We start from the raw sequence: 18,800 nt of genomic DNA, 5'->3' as shown, positions 1-18,800 counted from the left end.
TGGGATTGATCCCCGCCCCGCTTCGGGCCGATGCTGAGCCGATCACAGACAGGACCCGCCCCATGTTGCACCAGACCCCCGGCCTTATCGACGAAATCCGCGCGCGCTTTGCCCATGTGGACGCCTGCCCGTTTCAAGGGCCGCGCATCTTCTTTGAAAATGCAGGCGGCGCGCTGACATTGAACTCGGTGGTCGAAACCTCGGCCAAATTCGCGGCGATCCCGGACAATCAGGGGCGAGACAACGCGGCCAGCCACGCGCTGGTCGAGATCATCAACCGCGCCAAGGCGGACCTGTCGATCTTCATGAACGCGCCGACTGGGCAGTTCTTCGTCGGCGAAAGCGGCACCGAGCTGCTGTTCCGCATGATCCGCACCGCCTGCGTGAATGCGCCTGCGGGCGGCAAGGTGATCGGAAGTTCAATCGAGCACCCCGCCAGCCGCAGCGCCGCCCGCCGCTGGGCCGGGATCGCCGGGCTGGATTACATCAACGTGCCCCACAACGACGCAACCGGACTGGTGACTGCCGAAGATTATGCAAAGCACATAACCCCGGATGCAGCGGTGGCGACGATCCTGCACGCCTCACCCGTAACCGGCATGGGCATGGACGTGGCCGCCATCGCGCAGGCCATCCGCGCGGTCGCGCCCGAGTGTTTCATCATCGTCGACGGCATCCAGCACGCCGCCCACGGTCAGATGGATATCGACAGCTATGGCGTCGATGGCTATGCGATCTCGCCCTACAAAGTGTTCTCACGCCACGGATATGGCATCGCCTGGATTTCAGACCGCTTCACCGCCCTGCCCCACGATCAACTGATCGATGCCCCCATCGAAGGGTGGGAATTCGGCACCCGCGACACCGGCGCTTACGCCACCATGTCTGACGTGATCAACTATTTCGACTGGCTGGGCGGGCAGGTCTCGGACGAGGCGGATCGCAGTGACCGCATCCGCGCCGCCGGCCGCGCAATCCATGCCTATGAGACCCACCTGACCAACGCCATGATCAACGGCACCGGCAACCTGCCCGGCCTGCGCGACATGGACCACATCACCATTCTGGCTGGCGCCGACAATCCCGCCCGCGAAGGTCTGGTCTCGATCACCGTGCAAGGTACGCCCTCCGCCGACGTGGTGACCCGCCTGAACCAACAGGGCATCCGCACCCACACCCGCAAGGCGGACCACTACAGCGGCAATGTCCTGAACCCGCTGGGCCTGAGCGACTGCATCCGCATATCGCTGTGCCATTACAACACCGAACATGAGGTCGCTCAGCTACTGGCCGCGCTCAAGGACATGGGTGTCTGAGGGCGACATGAGATAACGCAAGAAATTCTGCCCCACCCTCTTGCGCCTGCGCACGGGCTTGGCTACATGACCCCTCACGGGTGATTAGCTCAGTTGGTAGAGCGCTTCGTTTACACCGAAGATGTCGGGAGTTCGAGTCTCTCATCACCCACCATCCCCTTCATTCTCAATAGTTTTCTCAGGGTCTTGTAACGAGAACTTGTAGACTATTTGAGGATGATTGTAGGGGAATCGAAAGCCCAAAACCGTGTCGGACGACCCAGAGCATTGTCAGGGCCAACCTGCGGGCTTGGCAAAGACCCGCCCCGCATTCGTCAGGACAGCGTCGGCGATGAGGATGAACAGGGCACCGCGGCCCTATGATCCGCACGCCTTGCCACGCTCGATAGCGGCAAGCTGGTCGAACATCTCTGCCCGCTGCGCGGCGGACAGGTTTGCGGGCAGATACATCCGCACCGCACCACTGCCGCAAGGCATGTCGAAGACCAGCTCGGCCGTGCGCATGGCCGAGGTCATGGTCAGCTTGCCGACCCGACTGATGGCATCGTCGCCGGCGTAACCTCCGGCGGTGAAAATGCTCTGACCATCTGGCATTGCGAACCCTCCCTGTCTGCCTGAACCCTATGTGGGAAGGCCGGGCGCATTATCCAAATTAGGTTTTGTTAACAATGTGTCAGACGACATCAGGCCCCGCACGCGCGGTTTCTGCCCAGTACGGATCCTGCAGAACCAAAAAAGGGCAGCCAGCGCTGCCAACTTTCGCGGGGTTTGTTCCATTGCGTCACAAATCCCATCAAGCGGATGTAGCAGGGGGTCGCGGCTGAAATTCGTTTCAATACGCAAAGAGCTTTCTGGTCATCAGGTGGCGTGAGCTGAGCTACTCAAACATCTTGGGTTGCTGCGCGTCCCAATACCGCTCAATCTAGCACCGATAGTTTGGGCCTTTAGCTTGGCTCGTTGACGTAATCAGAGATTAAGACCTTTTGACTTGAGCGTTTGCAGCAGACAAAGCGGACACTGGTCGGATTTGTCTGACGGTTTCTGCGCATCTAGGAGAACTCCTGTTTATGGCCAAGAAGACTATAGCTTTCAGCTGCTTGATGGCAGTATTCCTAGCCTTTTGGGCTGTAGGATTTAGCTCATCAATCTTGGCCGGTCGTTGCATGAACACGGACATTGATATTCACAGCAGGATGGCCGCGTGCAACTGGGCATCCAGAACGACGCTCTCGAAGTATGTCAGTGCAGACCACAGTGAGTATGCTGCAATGGAACTGGAACGAGTAATAGTTCTTGCCGAAGCCGGGCATTTAGAAGCAAGCGCATCAGCATTGCGCGACCTTCTTGTTTGGGCATCTATTGATGGAGCGCGTCAAGGAAACACCGGAAAAACAAGAGATGATAGGGTTGCTGCGGTGTTTTTTTTGCGGGTCCAAAAGCTAGATCGAAACTCAAACAGCTTTCTTGTTTTTGCGCGAGCGTTTGGCCATCAAGAGGACCCGAGCTAGGCAGTATCTGGTCATCCTTGCCGAGCAATACAGACGAAGCATCTCGAACAAGATGGCTCAGTCATATCACGAAGTACTTCATACCAAGGAAAGACGGCGCCCCGAACAGCAGTCGCCATACCGGCACCCGGCCTAGCACCCTGCATAATCGAGGCGAAATATGCTATGCTGGCCGCGCTGATATTTGAGCAGTTTTATTACCTTCGCATTCAAACAGGAGAATTTTTCATGCACATCAAGGCTCTATCTGTTCTCACCGCTGCGTTTTTCGTCACCTGTTCAGCACCAGGCAGCGCCTCGGCCCAGCAATTCATGACTCAGGAACAGCTGCTGCTGGCCATTCCGGGATCAACCCTGCAGGGCAAGGACAAGAAGGGCGTGCCATGGGCGCAGGCCTATGCGTCGTCCAATGGCGGCAAGAAGAAGGGGAAGATCGCCGGGAATTACGACGGCTCGATCTTTGAATCGAAATGGTATGTCGACGGCAACAAGTGGTGCGAGGATTGGGGCAGCGGCAGCGAATGCTGGAATGTCGAACAGCTCGCCCCCGGCACCTTTCAGATGTGGAAGCTGAACGGCACCAAACATAACAAACCCTGGCGCAAGCAGAAGTGACACGGCCCAATTGCGGGAAACATGGCGATCCCTGAAGGACTCGAACCCTCAACCTGCTGATTAGAAGTCAGCTGCTCTATCCAGTTGAGCTAAGGGACCGCTTGCGCCCTTCTTGCTGGTTTTAGCGGCGGGGTTCAAGAGCCAAGCGCATGAAGGCGCTGTTGGGGTCCGGTGCGTAGCCATGGATCGGGCCGCAATAGCTGTAGCCCAACGATTCATACAGCCCGCGCGCGGCGTCATATTCGGACAGATGCGCCGCGCCGGTTTCCAAAACCAGTGCAGAAATCCCCTCGGCCTGCGCCAGATCAGCCAGATGGGCCATCATCACGCGCGCCAAACCACGCCCGCGCGCAGCAGCAAGGATATGAACGGATTTCACCTCGGCCGAGCCATCCGGCAACGCCTTGAGAGCGCCGCACCCCAGCGGTCTGCCAGCTTCATAAAGCGCCCAGAACCGCATTCCGGGTTCGCGCAGAGACTCGACATCCAGAGTATGGTTCGAGGTTTGCGGCGTCGCCTCCCAGCTATGGGCAAGGTGAGCCTTTATGATGGGGCGAATGTTCTCGTTACCCGGGTCGACCTCACGGATGTCGATCATTCAGTGGGTCCAGGGACCGCGCCGGTTGGTGGCGAAGTTTTCGCCATAGCCACCCGCGCGCAGGTTCGGCTTGCGCTTGTGCGGGGCAACGACCTGTGCGTCGATGCCATTGTCCTTGGCGTAGTCCAGCGCCTCTTCCTTGCTGTCGAATTTCAACCGCACCTGCGTCTGCGTGTCCGACGACGAGGTCCAGCCCATCAACGGATCAACCTCGCGCGACGAGGCCGGGGCATATTCCAGAACCCATTTCCGGGTTTTGGCCATCCCCGAGGTCATCGCGTTTCGCGAAGGCTGGTAAATCCGTGCGCGCATGTCGCCTCTCCGTACTCACTTGGCTTGGCCCGTTTATGCGCCACAGAGCGCGCCGGGACAAGATGACAAATGTCGCGGTGCGCTGATGTCAGAAGCTGTCATTAGCCCGCGCTAGACCGGGCGCAAATCAAACACAGGACAGCCCCATGATTCACCACGAACGCAGCCTCATCATCAATGCCCGTCCAGAACAGGTCTGGGCCATCCTCAGTCGTTTCATGCGGATCGACGAGTTCGCCCCACAGGTCACATCCGTGGATGCCCTGACCACGGGCGATGACGGGGTGGGATCGAAACGGCGTTGCCACTTTGCAAACGGCACCTCTCTGGTCGAGGACGTCACGGATTGGCAGGCCAACAAGGGCTATACCGTGAAGCTGTCAGAAATGGCGATGCCCCTGCGCGAGGCCTGCGCCGCCATCGCGCTTGCCCCAACGGACGCCGGAACCCGCGCGACTTGGAGCATGGATTACCGGATGAAATACGGCCCCCTCGGCTGGCTGATGGGTCAAACGCTGTTGAAGATGATGATGGGCCGGGTGCTGAGCGAAAACCTGACCGCGCTTGCCGCGAAAGTGCAGGCGGATTCGCAGATGCAGCCCGCCTGATGCCCGATCACCCCTTGCAGATGGACAAAATAAGAACAAATGTAGGGGCCTGATCCCCGGAGCCCACCGATGCCCTATGCCCATTCCGACAAAACCCAGCTGACCGCCGAAGACGTCCGCGCCCGCCTGAAACTGGAAGGCGGCAAGCAATTCGTGATGCATACCGAGTTCAATGCGGCAGGCGACCAGCCAACGGCGATCAAGGAACTGGCAGGCGGCGTGAATGATGGTGATCGCGATCAGGTTCTGCTTGGGGCGACTGGGACGGGCAAGACCTTCACCATGGCCAAGGTGATCGAAGAGACTCAGCGGCCTGCGATCATCCTTGCCCCGAACAAGACGCTGGCTGCGCAGCTCTATGGTGAGTTCAAAGGCTTCTTCCCCGAGAACTCGGTGGAATACTTCGTCTCCTACTACGACTATTACCAGCCCGAAGCCTATGTCCCGCGCAGCGACACCTACATAGAAAAAGAATCGCAGATCAACGAACAGATCGACCGGATGCGCCACTCGGCCACCCGCGCGCTGCTGGAACGTGATGACGTGATCATCGTGGCCTCGGTCTCGTGCATCTATGGTATCGGTTCGGTTGAGACCTATGGGGCGATGACGCAGGACCTGAAGGTGGGGCACGAATACGATCAGCGGCAAGTGATGGCGGATCTGGTCGCCCAGCAATACCGCCGCAACGATCAGGCGTTTCAGCGCGGATCTTTCCGGGTACGCGGCGACAGCTTGGAAATCTGGCCCGCCCACCTTGAGGACCGCGCGTGGAAGCTGTCCTTCTTCGGCGAGGAACTGGAGCAGATCACCGAATTCGACCCGTTGACCGGCGAACGCGCCGCCACGATGGAGCATGTGCGCGTCTATGCGAACTCGCACTACGTGACGCCAAAACCGACAATGCAGCAGGCGATCATCGGCATCAAAAAGGAACTCCGCATCCGGCTTGACCAACTGGTGGGCGAGGGAAAACTGCTGGAAGCCCAAAGACTGGAGCAGCGCACCAATTTCGACCTTGAAATGCTCGAGGCCACCGGCGTCTGCAACGGGATCGAGAACTACTCGCGCTACCTCACCGGCCGCGCCCCGGGCGAACCGCCCCCGACCCTGTTCGAATTCATCCCCGACAACGCCATCGTCTTCGCTGATGAAAGTCACGTCAGCGTGCCGCAGATCGGCGGCATGTACCGGGGCGACTATCGGCGCAAATTCACGCTGGCCGAACACGGGTTCCGCCTGCCCTCCTGCATGGACAACCGCCCCCTCAAGTTCGAGGAATGGGACGCCATGCGCCCCCAATCCGTCTTTGTCTCGGCCACGCCCGCGAAGTGGGAGATCGAACAGACCGGCGGCGTCTTCACCGAACAGGTGATCCGCCCCACGGGCCTGTTGGACCCCGAGGTCGAAATCCGCCCGGTCTCGATGCAGGTGGACGACCTGCTGGACGAGGTGCGCAAAGTCGCCGCCAACGGGTTCCGCACGTTGGTCACGACGCTGACCAAACGCATGGCCGAAGACCTGACCGAATACCTGCACGAGCAGGGAATAAAAGTCCGCTACATGCACTCGGACATCGACACGCTGGAACGGATCGAAATCCTGCGCGACCTGCGGCTGGGGGCCTTCGACGTGCTGGTCGGCATCAACCTGCTGCGCGAAGGTTTGGACATTCCCGAATGCGGGCTCGTGGCCATTCTGGACGCCGACAAAGAGGGCTTCCTGCGCTCGGAAACCTCGCTGATCCAGACCATCGGCCGCGCCGCGCGCAACGCGGACGGACGGGTGATCATGTACGCCGACAAGATCACCGGTTCCATGGAGCGCGCCTTGGGCGAAACCAACCGCCGCCGCGCCAAACAGCTCGCCTATAATCAGGAACACGGCATCACGCCCGAGACCGTGAAGAAGAACGTCGAGGACGTTCTGGCCGGTCTCTACGAAGGCGACGTGGACATGAACCGCGTCACCGCCACCATCGACAAACCGATGCACGGCGCGAATTTGGAGGCGCATTTGGACGGCCTGCGCGAGAAGATGCGCAAAGCCGCCGAGAACCTCGAATTCGAAGAGGCCGCCAACATCCGCGATGAGATCAAACGTCTGGAAGCGGTCGATCTGGCCGTCGCCGACGACCCCATGGCGCGCCAATGGGCGGTCGAGAAAGCGTCCGAGGACGCGGTCAAGTCGCGCGGGAGGTCAACGGCTGGGAGGCCGGGGCAGCGGGGTGGGAATGTGAAGCGGAGGAAGAGGTAATAGTCTGCCTAACTTTCCTTTTTCTTGTAGGCCTTCATGGCAAAAGACATCGTTTGGCCTGACAATCCCATAGTCACAGGCCCTTTGATGTATTTCAGTCCAAAGTGCGCCACCTGTCCAGTATCGGGGCAACGCCAGAACCTTTTTTGAAGTTCGCGCATATACCTTTCTTCGGGCAGCCCATAGTTGCGTTGGCTCTCATTCACACTTTGGAACGTTGCGAATGCAACCAAGTCTGCCAAAGCCAGCAGCGGTTCCTCGTCTTTCGAGCGATCCGTTATCCCAAGCGGATCAATGCTCTGTAAGAAAGCCGCCCGACGGTCCTTTGGAGACTTTCGGATGGCGCTTATGTAAGATCTCAACCTTTGGTAGTCGTGGTTTTTACGCTCAAAGACTATGCTTACATCTTCACTCTTTACGTCGTGGTGGGACATGAACTTCCCGAGTAGCTCCAGCAAATAGTGTGAGCATTTGTTGTAGTAGTCTTGCGCAATATCTTCGTCTGGCGTGCCATCTAAGTAGTCACCCAGCGTGGATTTTTTTGAAATAACACCGAATGCGAGCATCTTGATTGAAGCGGCTTCGCGAGCAAACGCCGCCGTCTGGAAATGATTCAAATCAGCGCAGTGAAGCTTCTTCCCTAAACGACTACTCAAGTCATTTAACCAGTTTAAAGTCGCTTCTATGTACGTTTCTGGGATCAAAACACCGCCAAGAGTCAAATATGGTGACGCACCCCGATCTGAGACACTTTCTCTAATTTTTTTGAGGCCTTGATCACCACTTTCATCAACCAGAAAAACGTATCGCATTGCTTCAAAAGCCACTTAAGTCAAAATGATACTTGAAACTTAAGCGTAGCTTGCCGCCTCAACAAGGTATGAGTATGGGACGACACGCAAGCGTAGGATGGATTTCCAAGCCATCACTTCGGCACCCAACTGCATTAGGATGAGGTAAAACCCCATCCTACACACCACAAAAAAGGGCGGGGAAACCCCCGCCCCGCCGATCACCCCTTATCCCAATGGGCAACCACATCATACCCGACCGGCGTTGGCGGGCTTTCCAGATATTCCGCAAACTGACCCCAGATCTCGGCCACTTTGGAAGCATTCGCGTTCGAGGTCTCCTCGCTTTCCACCACCGAAATCACAAAGCCCGAGCCGTCCTCATTCATCGCGTTCGTAAAACTGTGTATACCGGGCATCCCCATGATTTCCGACTTCAATGCGTTCAGTTTCGCCGTCGCCGCCTCACGCGAACCGGGCTTCATTTTGTATTGAGTAATACGTGCAAACATAACTTTCCTCCCTCGTCTGGCGAAATTGCCATAGGGCGCGACCGGACCGATCCCGCCACGCGCAACCTAGCATGGCGGCCTGTAATCTCGTATTGATACTTGCGGATTCAGAGTATTTTCAACCTGACACCTCAGCAGGGAGCGCTCCCTGACACTTCAAGGTTGCAGCCCCGACCTGTTGCAAGGCTAAATCCCCAACTCAGCCCGCGCCTTCTTGGTCAGTTTCGCCACCACCAGATCATAAGAGGTCACGATATGTTCGCGCAGCGAGGCATCGCTCATGCCCCGTTCCTCATAGACCTGCAGCCATTTCATCCCCCGCGACGCCAGATAAGGCGCGGGGCGGATACCCGGTTCGTCGCTCAGGACTTCAAAGGCCAGGTCGGTGGCCTTGAAGGTGAACGCATCCGCGCCCTCATGCCAGCCGCACAGCGCAAACACCTTGCCGCCCACCTTCCACACATCCGCATTGCCCCATTGCACCACATGGGTGGTGGCCTTGAGGCTGGCGCAAAACGCGTTGAATTCATCCCGGGTCATGGGGCCACAGTGACCGCGACACCCCCCCAAGGCAAGGGCGGTTTACCCGTCCTTAACCTTGATCCGCCATAGCTGCGCATATGCAGAACCAAAACTCTCCGCTCTCGCCCGAGGTCTGGCTGAAAGACCTGTTTGCCTCGAAAGCCGTGCAACAGGGCGGCGTGATCCGACGCAAGGCGCGCGATATCGAACGGTTCGCGGGGATGGAGCATTTCATGGCCGAGATCCACCGCCGCGGTTATCAGGTGGCGGAAAACTCGGGCCAGATCGTGATCTTCTGCAACCGCGCCCCGGTGCGCTGGCTCACCTGAGCCGCGCATCGCTTTCTTGAAAAGAAAGCGGCCCCGAAATCTTTTCAAGATTTCGGCAGCTCAGGGTTTCAGAAACTTGGCCGTCCCGACCGAGCGCTGCTTGGGCACCTGAACCTCCGCCACTCCCGCAGGCGCGGGCCGCGCACAGGCCAGACCGTCCCCATCGGGGTCATTGCGGCGATGATATCCCGGCTCGCCCACGCGAAACGGGCCGGTGCTGATCTTCCGCGAGGCATCGCAGCCCATAAGCGCCACCAGATGCACCACCGCATCATGGCGGTCATACTCGGTGACACGCATATAGACGCCGATCGCAATCAGCCCCGTCGTCACCGGCAGGGCCAGCACCATCGCCAGAATGCGCGGCCCCGACAGCGCCTTCCGCCGCAGCGCCTCGGCACGGCGCTGCCGGCGCAATCGGCGCGGGCTCAGCGGGGGATCGTCCTGGGTCATGCCCCGACACTGGCAGCCCTATGTGGCAAAGCCATGGCCAAACCCACAGTCGGGCGCAAAAACCTCAGCGCACCACATGCACCGCGCATTTCGCGTGCCGCACGACATGAGTCGCCGTCGACCCCAGCAGCAGATCCTGCATCCCCGGCCGGTGCGAGGCCATGATGATCAGATCCGGCTTGTTCACCTCGGCCCAGTCCAGAATGGTGCGGCCCGAATGCCCCTCGATCACCAGCCCGGTGGCATTGGGCAGGCGCGCGGCCAGCGCATCCAGATCGCTCTGGATCGCCTTGCGCGCTTCTGACAGGTATTCGGCAGGCATGTATGAGATGGCATAATCGGGAATATGCTCGACCACATGCAGCAACGTCACCTGCGCCTGGGGTGTGGTCAGCATTTCCGCCAGCTTCAGCGGGGCCGAGATATCCCGTTCGGCATCAAAGGAAATCGGGACAAGAATGTTGTGATACATGACGCACGCCTCCGTAATTGCGCAGCCATTCTGGCGCCTTAGCAGCAATCTGACCTTGATTCAGGTCAGGTATCGCCAAATGTTTCGGCCACGTCATACATGACCGGCTCAAAGCTCTTGCACAGCTCGTTCAGACGCCGGTTGCGCTCGCGCATGTCGGGGGTGCGCAGCATCGCCAGAAAATCCTCGCGCCGCTCCCATTGCGAGTAATTGGCAATCCGCGTCTGGGCGTCATTCACATGCAGACCGGCGGAAATGAACCCGGGCTGTTTCGAGATGAAGGCAGCATAAGCATCGGTCAGCGCCTCAAGAAGGTCCTGACAGGTGCCGGGGGTCATCTCGAAAGTGGTGATGACGGTCTGATAGCTGTTGGTCTTGGAAATCTGCGGCATTGGCTCCTCCTTCTTGGCTGCCCCAAGCCTAGCACAGCTTTTGAAAACGCAATGTTTTTCCTGTCGGGCTCGGGGCACATCAGCGAAAAACTTTCTGATCGGTGAACCAAAAGCTAACGATCCGTTAACCATGTCCGCCGATGCTGCGCCCATGGCACGTCTGGCGTTCATATCCGCTTTGCTTCTGGCCCTCTGCGGCCCGGCCTTCGCCGGAGCGTGGCTGCGCGATCAGGGGTCGGTCTTTACCGCCGCCGCGGTCACCGCCTTCCCCGATCAGGGAGGGGCCTACAGGTACAAGGCCAGCCTCTATTCCGAATGGGGGTTCAGGCCGAACCTGACCATCGGGCTGGACGCAGAAGAGCATCAAGACCTCTATGGTCACGCCCTGATCTTTGCCCGCATCCCGGTGGCCGATTTCGGATCAGCCGGGCGGTTGGCGGCCGAGTTTGGCGCCGGCGCGCATCACCGGCAGCGCCGCACCTGGGCGCTCTACAAGGCCACGCTGTCTTATGGAAAAGGTATCCGGACCGGCCTCGGCGCGGGGTGGATCGCGCTGGATACGGCGCTGGAATACCGCACCCACGACGCACTGATCCGCAAGCTGGACTTTACCGCAGGCTTGTCCTCGGGGCGGCGACTGGACCCGCTGCTGCAGGTCGAAACCTCATACGTGCCGGGCCGCCCCTGGTACTGGAGCGCCCGGCCCGCGCTGATCTATCGCCCGAAAACCGGCAGGACCAGCTGGATATTCGGGGCCGAGAGGAACTCGGCCCGCGACAATACCGGGTTCAAACTTGCCCTCTGGCTCAGCTACTGACCCCGGTCAGCTGTCCATCCGCAAGATGGCCGAGACCGAGCCCTTCAGCGCCTCGGACCAGCGCAGGCGAATGTCGCGCTGACCCGATCCCTGCTTCAGCTCGACATAGGGCGCAGTGTAGCGGCGCGAATTCAGCACATTCCTCAGCGACCCGATGGCGACCACCGCATCACAGCCCCGCGCCCGGCCGCCAAACGGCAGGCGCTCTCGCGAACTGATAGTCCAGGCCGAGGAATGCGAGCTTTGCGAATGACGCACCCGCAGCGGGCTTGCGCTATGGGTATCGATCCCGTGGAACGTGTTGTTCTCAAAGCTGACATTGCTGTGTCGGTCCGCGTCCAGGTTGGCGAAACTGGTATCCACCCGCTCGACCCGCTCGGTATCGTCCCCGCTGATGCGGAACTTGTTGCCAGTCACGGTCAGGCCGTTCAGGTAATGCCCGGATCCGTAGGGGCGGATCACGAAATAGCTGAACCAGGGGGCCACGTTGCTGGCATAGAAGATGTTGTCGGTAACGCTCAGCGCGCTGAAGGAATAACCCGAGCTGTAATCGGGGTCCTCGTCCCGCTCGTTGGTCCATTCGATAAAGCAGTTATCGACATAGTTCTCGGCCACCGAGGAACTGTTCGAGCCCCCGATCAGCACCAGCCCCGCGTTGCGCACGCCGTTGGGCACGCCATCGCCCTGAAAGAAGTGGTTGCCCAGCACCAGATTGTTGTCGCCGCCCAGCACCGCGAAATGGTGAAACCGCGTCGCCCGGTTGTGGCGCAGTTTCACGTCATTGGCGTTGGAATTCAGCGCAATCGAACTGCGGTCGGCCACGTCCAGCCCCTCTTCGGTCGACAGGAACTGACACCCGTCGATCAGCATCCCCTGACAGCCATTCCCGATCGAGGTGATGCCGCGATCCTTGGGACGGCTGACAAAGCAATCCTTCAACACGAACGTATTGCCTCCCGGCGACAGGCGGATGGCGCTGCAGCGGCCATTGCACTGGAACTCGATCCCTTCCATGTTGAACTTCTGCACCGCGCTGAAGCCGCTGAAATCCAGCAGGTATTTGAACGCGGTAAAGGTAAAGTTCTGCGTCCCCGCCGCGTCGTAGATCGGCGCGTTCAGCGTGATCTCACCGGCGTTGTCATCTTTTGAACGCACATAGATCTCTCGTCCAACACCGCTGCCGGTGACCAGAGATCCGACGGGGATATTGGCGATATTGACCACATTGGTCAGCTTGCGCGAATCCGACGGATCATAGGTCGCGACCGAGGTGAACGTCTCGGTATCCCACGCCGCGCTGCTTTTGACATCGAACTGCCCGTTACGCACCACCCGGCGGGTGGCATAGCCGGTGCGGTTGGGCACTGCCGCCGCCATGTCGATCGGACCCGAGACTGACACTTTGCGCCCGCCCAGATCCAGCGATTCATGGTCCGAGTTGTTCAGCAGCGCCTGAAACGCCTTCTTGAAGGCCAGCGTCTCATCCCCGAAAGCCGAGATATAGGTGGGCAGATCAAAGTTCTTCGTCAGCAGCAGCATCTTGTCATCGGGCATCGTCACGGTGCCATCGAATTCGATCTCGGACCCCAGAGAGGTGTTCTGATCCAACTGAAACACCCCTTGCGGCACATAAACCTTGCGCCCGTTTGCCGCCTGATCCGCCGCCTCGAACGCCGCGGAATCGTCGGTCGAGCCATCGCCCACAGCACCGAAATCCCGCACATCGACCACGCCGATCATGTCGCGCAGGAACACGCCGGTGATATCCTCGATCTCAAGGTCATCGACCCGCACAACGGCCCCGTTGCTGCCATCGATGTTCAGGCCAAAGTAACCATACAGCGCCGCCCGGCCCCAGGGCATGTCCACGCCGGGCCGCTGCCCGGTGCCGACGATGGCGGTGATCTCATGCACCCGGCCATAGCCCGTCAACTGCGTCGCCGGGCCCTGCTCCACCAGACCCGTGACATGCGTATCACCCGCGCCGCCAGCCCAACCGGCAATGCGCACCTCGGGCAAGGGCCCGCTGATCGCCTTCACCCGTGCCTTGATCTGCAAATAACACCCCGGCAACAGCTGCGTCTGACCCATATAGCGCAGCTGCTGCGTGGCTTGCGTTTTATAGATCTCCAGGCAGCCCGCAAAATCCGCATCCGCCGGAACAAATGCACCTGATCCCGACCCCTCATAGGTCGGCGATCCCGGCGTGCCGTCGCCGCTGGACCACACCCCCAAACCATCCGCAAACGCGGGTGGCATGAACACGATACCGTCGGTGATTGCCTTATTCATATGAAACCTCTTTCCAATCGCGCCATGCGCGCCAAAACCCGTGGCCCGGATGGTTTCCGGGCGCGAAGGTCTTGCTATCGAAAAGGGATTAACCGCCGCTCATATCACCGTGACGGTGGTGTTGCCTTACGCGGCGGGATCGGACTTGCCCAGAAGCTGCACGCCATTGATCTTCCAGCCGTTTTCAAGCGGCACCATCTGATAGTCGAGGATATGGACACGGCCCTCGCCGTCCACGACCTTCACCTTCTGCCACAGGGCGCCGTTGACCTCGCGCAGGTCCAGAAACTGCACATCCGCAGGTCGCCAGACCATCGGATAGCCGCGCTGCACCATGGTGCCGAAATTCTCGGGCGTGCCGAACAGGCGCTGGATGTTGGGGCTGGCAAAGGTAAAGGCGGTGGCAAAATCATCCGCCTTGAACGCCTGTATCTGCGCGGAAATATTCGCCTCGATCTCGGCGCTTTGGGCAAACGCCCCCGAGGCCATTCCGGCACTAAAAGCAACGGCAAGCAGTAAACGACGCATGGGGCCACCTCCTGATGAAAGGGTAGCCCCACGCGGGATCAGGTCAAATCAGACCAGCTCTCCGGCCAGCGCCTTGTCGATCAGAGCGATGGTTTCAGACACGCCATAAAGCGCGATGAACCCGCCGAACCGAGGGCCTTGGCTTGCGCCCAGCAGCACTTCGTAAAGCGCGGTGAACCAGCCCTTCATCGGATCAAACCGCTCACGCCCGATGGAATAAACCACCGATTGCAGCGCCTCATCCTCGGCGGGCCCGTCATAGGCTTCTAGCGCTGCTTTCAACGCCTCCAGCGCCTCGCGTTCCTGATCCGTGGGCGCACGATGCTGGCGCGTCGGTTTGACGAAATCGTTGAAGTAGCGCACCGCAAAGCCCGCCGCCTGATCCAGATCGGGATGCGTCTCGGCCGTGGCCTCGGGCGCATAACGGCGGATAAAGCCCCACAGCGCTTCCTTGTCCTCGGCCCCCGAAACAGACGCCAGATTCAGCAGCATCGCAAAGGGCACCATCAGCGTGGATGCAGGCACATCGCCACCGTGGATATGCCACACCGGATTGTTCAATTGCGCCTTCAGGTCCTGCCCCGGATAAGCCCGCAACTGCTGATGATACTCATCATAGGCTTTCGGGATCACATCGAAATGCATCCGCTTTGCCGTCTTGGGCTTCTGGTACATGAAGTACGCCAGCGACTCGGTGGGCGCATAGGTCAGCCATTCATCAATCGAGACGCCGTTGCCGGACGATTTCGAAATCTTCTGCCCGTTCTCATCGAGGAACAATTCATACGAAAAATGCTCGGGCGCGCGGCCACCCAAGGCCCGGCAGATCGCGTCATAGATCTTCTCGTTGGTGGCATGTTCCTTGCCATACATCTCGAAATCCACGCCCAGCGCCGCCCAGCGCGCGCCGAAATCGGGCTTCCACTGCAGCTTGACATGGCCACCAGTAACCGGAACGGTCCACTCCTTGCCGGTCTCATCGTCAAAGGTGACGGTATAGGTCTCGGCGCAGACCTTCTTCATCGGCACATACATCACCCGCCCGCTTTCGGGATGCAGCGGCAGGAAGATTGAATAGGTCTGCTTGCGTTCCTCGCGCAGGCTTTTCAGCATGATCGCCATGATCTCGTCATAGCGATCGACCGCGCGCTTGAGCACCTCGTCAAACTGCCCGGATTCGTAGAATTCCTTGGCCGAGTAGAACTCATATTCGAAGCCGAACGTATCAAGGAACCGCCGCAACATCGCGTTGTTGTACGCGCCAAAGCTGTCATATTCGCCAAACGGGTCGGGGACCGAGGTCAAGGGGCGCTGCAGATGCTGCTCCAGTATCTCGGGGTTCGGCACATTGGTCGGCACCTTCCGCATCCCGTCCAGATCGTCCGAGAAACAGATCAGCTTGGTCGGAATATCCGACAGCGCCTCGAACGCGCGCTTGATCATGGTGGTCCGCGCCACCTCGCCAAAGGTGCCGATATGCGGCAGCCCCGAGGGGCCATAGCCCGTTTCAAACAGCACATAGCCCTTGTCCGGAGCGCCCTGCTTATACCGTTTAAGCAACCGCCGCGCCTCTTCAAACGGCCACGCCTTGGACGTCATCGCGGTTTCACGCAGGTCGGACATTGATTTGCTCCATCGGGATAAGCGCCGGACACCCCATGCACCCGGACCGGCCCCTGTTATTGTGCGGATGCAGCATGAGTCAATAAAGGCGCGGGGTTTTTCCTGTGTGCACACTTCTGGTTGCCAGCCAATGCATGGCTGGTCTGATGCGCAGACCAAGATTGCATATCAGCGCGGGTTCTTGCTTGCGGCTTCGGGTGCTAAGCCGCAGCGGCCGACAGACGATCGCCTAGCAGTCTTTCCCCCACGACGCCCAGCACTGCAATGTGTAATAGACAGAGTCGACCACCATCGTCACGGATTCAAGATGCGCGACTTCGGTTCCATTCAGAGTCTGGTAATCAAACTGCAGGTCCCCATTCTCGAGGCTCGGATTGCTCAGAGTGACGATTAACCCGACTTGCTTACCGCCGCTGGTTCCGGTCAAAGCCGCGTTGGGCGGATCGGAGGCAAAGCTGTCTTCGCCCGCGCCCCAGTTTTTGACAATCGCATCCACAGGCATGCTCATGGTGTCGCGATAAGGACGATCCGTGAAGAGAACGATCTGATCGTCAATTCCCTTCAGCACCAGCTTGCCATTTTCAAGCGACGCCGTATCCGCCACTTCCATGAACAGCCAACTCTTCTGCTCGTCCGCGACAGCCGCAGCCGACGAGAAGACGATGCCCGCAAGTAGACCCTTAATGAGCAAATGGTTTTTCACGGTCTTCTCCTTCAATCTGATCCTAGTCGAGGCGGCTACAATTCATGGTTTGACTACTATCGATTCATTTACCCTATGGTTGCAAGTTAAGACTGGTTTGGTCTCGACACGTCTTCGCCCCACTTTGGGACCAACCCCCAACCGAAAACAATCGGTTGAACCTCCCCGCCCCCCCTCCTATCGTGCGCCAACAGACCCAGTATGCAGGACGATCCCATGACCGAGCAGACCTCACCCTCCTTGTCCCCGCAGGATTGCCTTGTGGCGATCATGGTCGCGGTGTCGGCCTCGGACGAAAACATCCGCACGGCCGAGCTGGTCAAGATCGAGACCGCCGTGAACATGCTGCCGGTCTTTGCGGGCTATGACATCGACCGCATCCGCGTCGTCTCGCAGATCGTGTTCGACCTGTTCGAACAGGAAGAGGGGCTGGATGCGCTTTTCGGCCTGATCCGCGACAACCTGCCCGAGCGGTTGAACGAAACCGCGTATGCGCTGGCCTGTGACGTGGCCGCCGCCGACGGCGCGCTGGCCGAGACCGAGCTGCGCCTGCTGGAAGAAATCCGCTATGAGCTGAATGTCGACCGCCTGCACGCCGCCGCCATCGAACGCGGGGCCCGGGCGCGGCACACCACTTAGCTGCCGTAGATCGACCCCCAGCGCTCAAGCAGCGCGCGCTGCAGCTTGCGCGACCTGTTGTTCCAGCCGCGCGCGCCCTGCGGCCGTTCGCGATTTGCGCGCGGGATGGTAGCACGATGATCCAGATCGGCGGTGAAGATGGCAAAGGCCATATCCGTCTTGCCATCCGCCGTGGTCAGATACCCGCCCAGACCCGAAACAAAATTCAACGTCCCCGTCTTCGCATCCACCTTGATCGGATGATCCCTGACCGGCCGCCCCTGGCTGTCGGCCAGCGTGAATGACCGCAACAAGGGCCGCAGCGTCGCCTCGTTGCCCACCGCGGCCAGCACCCTGACCAGCGCTGCAGGGTCCATGCGCGAGGCATCGCCCAAACCCGAGTGATCCTCCATCGCGATCCCGTCCGCACCAAAGCTCTCGGCCGCCCATCGGTTCATCTCGGCGGCAGAATCTGCAAGGCTCTGCGGTCTCACCCCGCGTGCCGTTGTCGCGGCCATACCGACCATCTCGGCGGTGATGTTGGTCGAATACTTCAACATCCCCTTCAGAATACTCTCCAGCGGATCGCTCTGATGGACGACCAGCGGCGACCCCTGCGGCGTCTGCCGTGTCACTTGAACCCGACCCAGTACGATGCCATTCACCCGCGCCAGCGTCCTGAACACATCGCCCGCATAAAGCGCAGGCTTGCGTACTGGAAGCCACCGGGCGCCTTCGTTGCCCAGCGCGCCTTTGGCGACGGTCCAACGATCCTGCCGCGCGCTTGGTTGGTAGGTGTAGATCGGCAGGCTGCGATTCACGACCTGCATCATGGCCATATCAACCGACGGATTGTAACGGGCACTGCGCGCATCCATGGTCACGCCGTAGCCGGTGCTCTCGCGTTTCCATTCGAAATGAACCCGGTTGAAATTCAGGGAAATCCCGCTGATCGCAGGGCTATAGCCCAGATGATCGGGTTGTCCGGGGTCAATGCTGAACACATAAGGCAGCGCCCCGTCATAAACCTTGAACGCCCCGCGCACCTCGGTGATGCCCGCCTCGCGCAGGTTGGCCGCCATAGAGGCCAGCGCATCGGTGTCCAGCAGCGGATCACCTCCACCCGCAAGGATCAGATCCCCTTTCAGGATACCGTTTTCAACAGGTCCACCCGCGATCAGAGCCGTCTCGAACCGATAATCCGGCCCCAAGACATCCCGTGCGTAGAGCGCGGTCAGCGCCTTGGCCACGCTGGCAGGCGGCAGGCTCTGGCCATTGCCGAACGCCTCCAGCAGGGTTCCGGTTTTCACATCGGCCACGGCAAAGACAACCTCACCCTTAAGACCGGCAGCCTTTACAAGCCGTTCCGCTCCACTGGGCTGTGGCCCGCGCAGCACTGGGCGCAAAGACACCAAGGGGGCCTCGGCCAGTCCGGTGCCCGGAACCAAAGACGCCCCCAATCCCCCCAGAAACAAACGACGCGAAATACGATCAACCATAGGGCAATTAAAATCCCAGAGCTTAAATGCAGACAA

General features: G+C 59.6%; 22 protein-coding genes and 2 tRNA genes. 9 read left to right on the top strand and 15 right to left on the bottom strand.

Annotated elements, in window-relative coordinates:
* Positions 1-62 precede the first annotated feature (62 nt).
* Together ACR0J1_RS11910 and ACR0J1_RS11905 are read left to right on the top strand one after the other, a co-directional pair.
* Entirely contained in the window at positions 63-1,316 is a 1,254-nt protein-coding gene (locus ACR0J1_RS11910; protein ID WP_480733028.1) for an aminotransferase class V-fold PLP-dependent enzyme, read from the top strand.
* Between the two features lie 78 nt (positions 1,317-1,394).
* Positions 1,395-1,470 (top strand) — tRNA-Val (locus ACR0J1_RS11905).
* 203 nt (positions 1,471-1,673) lie between these two features.
* On the opposite strand, the gene ACR0J1_RS11900 is transcribed toward ACR0J1_RS11905, so the two are convergent.
* Positions 1,674-1,910: a hypothetical protein gene (locus tag ACR0J1_RS11900; RefSeq protein ID WP_480733027.1), complete on the bottom strand. Its 237-nt coding sequence runs from the start codon at positions 1,908-1,910 to the stop codon at positions 1,674-1,676.
* A 473-nt stretch (positions 1,911-2,383) separates the two neighbouring features.
* Between ACR0J1_RS11900 and ACR0J1_RS11895 the strand changes: the two genes are divergently transcribed.
* Together ACR0J1_RS11895 and ACR0J1_RS11890 are read left to right on the top strand one after the other, a co-directional pair.
* Positions 2,384-2,824: a hypothetical protein gene (locus ACR0J1_RS11895; RefSeq protein WP_480733026.1), complete on the top strand. Its 441-nt coding sequence runs from the start codon at positions 2,384-2,386 to the stop codon at positions 2,822-2,824.
* A 165-nt stretch (positions 2,825-2,989) separates the two neighbouring features.
* Complete coding sequence (locus ACR0J1_RS11890; RefSeq protein WP_480733025.1) at positions 2,990-3,439, top strand: hypothetical protein; 450 nt, start codon at positions 2,990-2,992, stop codon at positions 3,437-3,439.
* Between the two features lie 22 nt (positions 3,440-3,461).
* On the opposite strand, the gene ACR0J1_RS11885 is transcribed toward ACR0J1_RS11890, so the two are convergent.
* From ACR0J1_RS11885 to ACR0J1_RS11875, 3 genes are all read right to left on the bottom strand, one after another.
* Positions 3,462-3,538, bottom strand: a tRNA-Arg gene (locus ACR0J1_RS11885).
* Positions 3,539-3,560: 22 nt separating this feature from the next.
* Complete coding sequence (locus ACR0J1_RS11880) at positions 3,561-4,037, bottom strand: GNAT family N-acetyltransferase (protein WP_480733024.1); 477 nt, start codon at positions 4,035-4,037, stop codon at positions 3,561-3,563.
* A complete protein-coding gene (locus ACR0J1_RS11875; RefSeq protein ID WP_480733023.1) occupies positions 4,038-4,349 on the bottom strand; it encodes an ETC complex I subunit in 312 nt (103 codons plus the stop codon). It abuts the gene before it with no gap.
* Positions 4,350-4,495: 146 nt separating this feature from the next.
* Here ACR0J1_RS11875 and ACR0J1_RS11870 point away from each other — a divergent pair, with 146 nt between their 5' ends.
* Complete coding sequence (locus tag ACR0J1_RS11870; RefSeq protein WP_480733022.1) at positions 4,496-4,957, top strand: SRPBCC family protein; 462 nt, start codon at positions 4,496-4,498, stop codon at positions 4,955-4,957.
* Between the two features lie 69 nt (positions 4,958-5,026).
* Positions 5,027-7,213, top strand: coding sequence for an excinuclease ABC subunit UvrB (gene uvrB / locus ACR0J1_RS11865; protein WP_480733021.1), 2,187 nt, complete (start codon positions 5,027-5,029; stop codon positions 7,211-7,213).
* An 8-nt stretch (positions 7,214-7,221) separates the two neighbouring features.
* Here the strand turns inward: uvrB and ACR0J1_RS11860 are convergent, their stop codons facing one another.
* From ACR0J1_RS11860 to ACR0J1_RS11850, 3 genes are all read right to left on the bottom strand, one after another.
* Positions 7,222-8,025, bottom strand: a complete 804-nt coding sequence (locus tag ACR0J1_RS11860; RefSeq protein ID WP_480752349.1) for a DUF3800 domain-containing protein — start codon at positions 8,023-8,025, stop codon at positions 7,222-7,224.
* Between the two features lie 200 nt (positions 8,026-8,225).
* Positions 8,226-8,516, bottom strand: a complete 291-nt coding sequence (locus tag ACR0J1_RS11855) for an antibiotic biosynthesis monooxygenase family protein (protein ID WP_480733019.1) — start codon at positions 8,514-8,516, stop codon at positions 8,226-8,228.
* Positions 8,517-8,702: 186 nt separating this feature from the next.
* Positions 8,703-9,056, bottom strand: a complete 354-nt coding sequence (locus tag ACR0J1_RS11850; RefSeq protein WP_480733018.1) for an MmcQ/YjbR family DNA-binding protein — start codon at positions 9,054-9,056, stop codon at positions 8,703-8,705.
* Positions 9,057-9,136: 80 nt separating this feature from the next.
* Here ACR0J1_RS11850 and ACR0J1_RS11845 point away from each other — a divergent pair, with 80 nt between their 5' ends.
* Entirely contained in the window at positions 9,137-9,367 is a 231-nt protein-coding gene (locus ACR0J1_RS11845; RefSeq protein WP_480534694.1) for an aspartate aminotransferase, read from the top strand.
* A gap of 60 nt (positions 9,368-9,427) precedes the next feature.
* Here ACR0J1_RS11845 and ACR0J1_RS11840 read toward each other — a convergent pair whose 3' ends face one another.
* The 3 genes from ACR0J1_RS11840 to ACR0J1_RS11830 all read right to left on the bottom strand — a co-directional run bounded on the left by ACR0J1_RS11840 (position 9,428) and on the right by ACR0J1_RS11830 (position 10,684).
* On the bottom strand, positions 9,428-9,820 hold the full coding sequence (locus ACR0J1_RS11840; RefSeq protein WP_480733017.1) for an excalibur calcium-binding domain-containing protein: 393 nt from the start codon (positions 9,818-9,820) through the stop codon (positions 9,428-9,430).
* Positions 9,821-9,884: 64 nt separating this feature from the next.
* On the bottom strand, positions 9,885-10,292 hold the full coding sequence (locus tag ACR0J1_RS11835; protein ID WP_480733016.1) for a universal stress protein: 408 nt from the start codon (positions 10,290-10,292) through the stop codon (positions 9,885-9,887).
* 65 nt (positions 10,293-10,357) lie between these two features.
* Positions 10,358-10,684, bottom strand: coding sequence for an antibiotic biosynthesis monooxygenase family protein (locus tag ACR0J1_RS11830; protein WP_480534699.1), 327 nt, complete (start codon positions 10,682-10,684; stop codon positions 10,358-10,360).
* 130 nt (positions 10,685-10,814) lie between these two features.
* Here ACR0J1_RS11830 and ACR0J1_RS11825 point away from each other — a divergent pair, with 130 nt between their 5' ends.
* A complete protein-coding gene (locus tag ACR0J1_RS11825) occupies positions 10,815-11,501 on the top strand; it encodes a hypothetical protein (RefSeq protein ID WP_480733015.1) in 687 nt (228 codons plus the stop codon).
* A 6-nt stretch (positions 11,502-11,507) separates the two neighbouring features.
* Here ACR0J1_RS11825 and ACR0J1_RS11820 read toward each other — a convergent pair whose 3' ends face one another.
* From ACR0J1_RS11820 to ACR0J1_RS11805, 4 genes are all read right to left on the bottom strand, one after another.
* Positions 11,508-13,793: a glycosyl hydrolase family 28-related protein gene (locus ACR0J1_RS11820; protein ID WP_480733014.1), complete on the bottom strand. Its 2,286-nt coding sequence runs from the start codon at positions 13,791-13,793 to the stop codon at positions 11,508-11,510.
* A 126-nt stretch (positions 13,794-13,919) separates the two neighbouring features.
* A complete protein-coding gene (locus tag ACR0J1_RS11815; RefSeq protein WP_480733013.1) occupies positions 13,920-14,321 on the bottom strand; it encodes a DUF4864 domain-containing protein in 402 nt (133 codons plus the stop codon).
* 48 nt (positions 14,322-14,369) lie between these two features.
* Entirely contained in the window at positions 14,370-15,944 is a 1,575-nt protein-coding gene (locus ACR0J1_RS11810) for a lysine--tRNA ligase (protein ID WP_480733012.1), read from the bottom strand.
* Between the two features lie 229 nt (positions 15,945-16,173).
* Complete coding sequence (locus ACR0J1_RS11805) at positions 16,174-16,647, bottom strand: hypothetical protein (protein ID WP_480733011.1); 474 nt, start codon at positions 16,645-16,647, stop codon at positions 16,174-16,176.
* Positions 16,648-16,863: 216 nt separating this feature from the next.
* Here ACR0J1_RS11805 and ACR0J1_RS11800 point away from each other — a divergent pair, with 216 nt between their 5' ends.
* Entirely contained in the window at positions 16,864-17,286 is a 423-nt protein-coding gene (locus ACR0J1_RS11800; RefSeq protein ID WP_480733010.1) for a tellurite resistance TerB family protein, read from the top strand.
* Here the strand turns inward: ACR0J1_RS11800 and dacB are convergent.
* Positions 17,283-18,764, bottom strand: a complete 1,482-nt coding sequence (gene dacB, locus ACR0J1_RS11795) for a D-alanyl-D-alanine carboxypeptidase/D-alanyl-D-alanine endopeptidase (protein ID WP_480733009.1) — start codon at positions 18,762-18,764, stop codon at positions 17,283-17,285. The two genes, ACR0J1_RS11800 and dacB, sit on opposite strands and share 4 nt — an antisense overlap.
* Positions 18,765-18,800: the final 36 nt, after the last annotated feature.

Source organism: Ruegeria sp. CJ3 (assembly GCF_056536725.1).
The sequence above is the reverse complement of the archived record's forward strand: the minus strand, read 5'-3'. Positions and strand labels throughout refer to the sequence as shown.

What these genes read in the sequence shown, in the direction of transcription:
- ACR0J1_RS11910 (WP_480733028.1), top strand. Translation starts at nt 63, where the DNA reads ATGTTGCACCAGACCCCCGGCCTTATCGACGAAATCCGCGCGCGCTTT.
- ACR0J1_RS11900 (WP_480733027.1), bottom strand. Translation starts at nt 1,910, where the DNA reads ATGCCAGATGGTCAGAGCATTTTCACCGCCGGAGGTTACGCCGGCGAC.
- ACR0J1_RS11895 (WP_480733026.1), top strand. Translation starts at nt 2,384, where the DNA reads ATGGCCAAGAAGACTATAGCTTTCAGCTGCTTGATGGCAGTATTCCTA.
- ACR0J1_RS11890 (WP_480733025.1), top strand. Translation starts at nt 2,990, where the DNA reads ATGCTGGCCGCGCTGATATTTGAGCAGTTTTATTACCTTCGCATTCAA.
- ACR0J1_RS11880 (WP_480733024.1), bottom strand. Translation starts at nt 4,037, where the DNA reads ATGATCGACATCCGTGAGGTCGACCCGGGTAACGAGAACATTCGCCCC.
- ACR0J1_RS11875 (WP_480733023.1), bottom strand. Translation starts at nt 4,349, where the DNA reads ATGCGCGCACGGATTTACCAGCCTTCGCGAAACGCGATGACCTCGGGG.
- ACR0J1_RS11870 (WP_480733022.1), top strand. Translation starts at nt 4,496, where the DNA reads ATGATTCACCACGAACGCAGCCTCATCATCAATGCCCGTCCAGAACAG.
- uvrB (WP_480733021.1), top strand. Translation starts at nt 5,027, where the DNA reads ATGCCCTATGCCCATTCCGACAAAACCCAGCTGACCGCCGAAGACGTC.
- ACR0J1_RS11860 (WP_480752349.1), bottom strand. Translation starts at nt 8,025, where the DNA reads ATGCGATACGTTTTTCTGGTTGATGAAAGTGGTGATCAAGGCCTCAAA.
- ACR0J1_RS11855 (WP_480733019.1), bottom strand. Translation starts at nt 8,516, where the DNA reads ATGTTTGCACGTATTACTCAATACAAAATGAAGCCCGGTTCGCGTGAG.
- ACR0J1_RS11850 (WP_480733018.1), bottom strand. Translation starts at nt 9,056, where the DNA reads ATGACCCGGGATGAATTCAACGCGTTTTGCGCCAGCCTCAAGGCCACC.
- ACR0J1_RS11845 (WP_480534694.1), top strand. Translation starts at nt 9,137, where the DNA reads ATGCAGAACCAAAACTCTCCGCTCTCGCCCGAGGTCTGGCTGAAAGAC.
- ACR0J1_RS11840 (WP_480733017.1), bottom strand. Translation starts at nt 9,820, where the DNA reads ATGACCCAGGACGATCCCCCGCTGAGCCCGCGCCGATTGCGCCGGCAG.
- ACR0J1_RS11835 (WP_480733016.1), bottom strand. Translation starts at nt 10,292, where the DNA reads ATGTATCACAACATTCTTGTCCCGATTTCCTTTGATGCCGAACGGGAT.
- ACR0J1_RS11830 (WP_480534699.1), bottom strand. Translation starts at nt 10,684, where the DNA reads ATGCCGCAGATTTCCAAGACCAACAGCTATCAGACCGTCATCACCACT.
- ACR0J1_RS11825 (WP_480733015.1), top strand. Translation starts at nt 10,815, where the DNA reads ATGTCCGCCGATGCTGCGCCCATGGCACGTCTGGCGTTCATATCCGCT.
- ACR0J1_RS11820 (WP_480733014.1), bottom strand. Translation starts at nt 13,793, where the DNA reads ATGAATAAGGCAATCACCGACGGTATCGTGTTCATGCCACCCGCGTTT.
- ACR0J1_RS11815 (WP_480733013.1), bottom strand. Translation starts at nt 14,321, where the DNA reads ATGCGTCGTTTACTGCTTGCCGTTGCTTTTAGTGCCGGAATGGCCTCG.
- ACR0J1_RS11810 (WP_480733012.1), bottom strand. Translation starts at nt 15,944, where the DNA reads ATGTCCGACCTGCGTGAAACCGCGATGACGTCCAAGGCGTGGCCGTTT.
- ACR0J1_RS11800 (WP_480733010.1), top strand. Translation starts at nt 16,864, where the DNA reads ATGACCGAGCAGACCTCACCCTCCTTGTCCCCGCAGGATTGCCTTGTG.
- dacB (WP_480733009.1), bottom strand. Translation starts at nt 18,764, where the DNA reads ATGGTTGATCGTATTTCGCGTCGTTTGTTTCTGGGGGGATTGGGGGCG.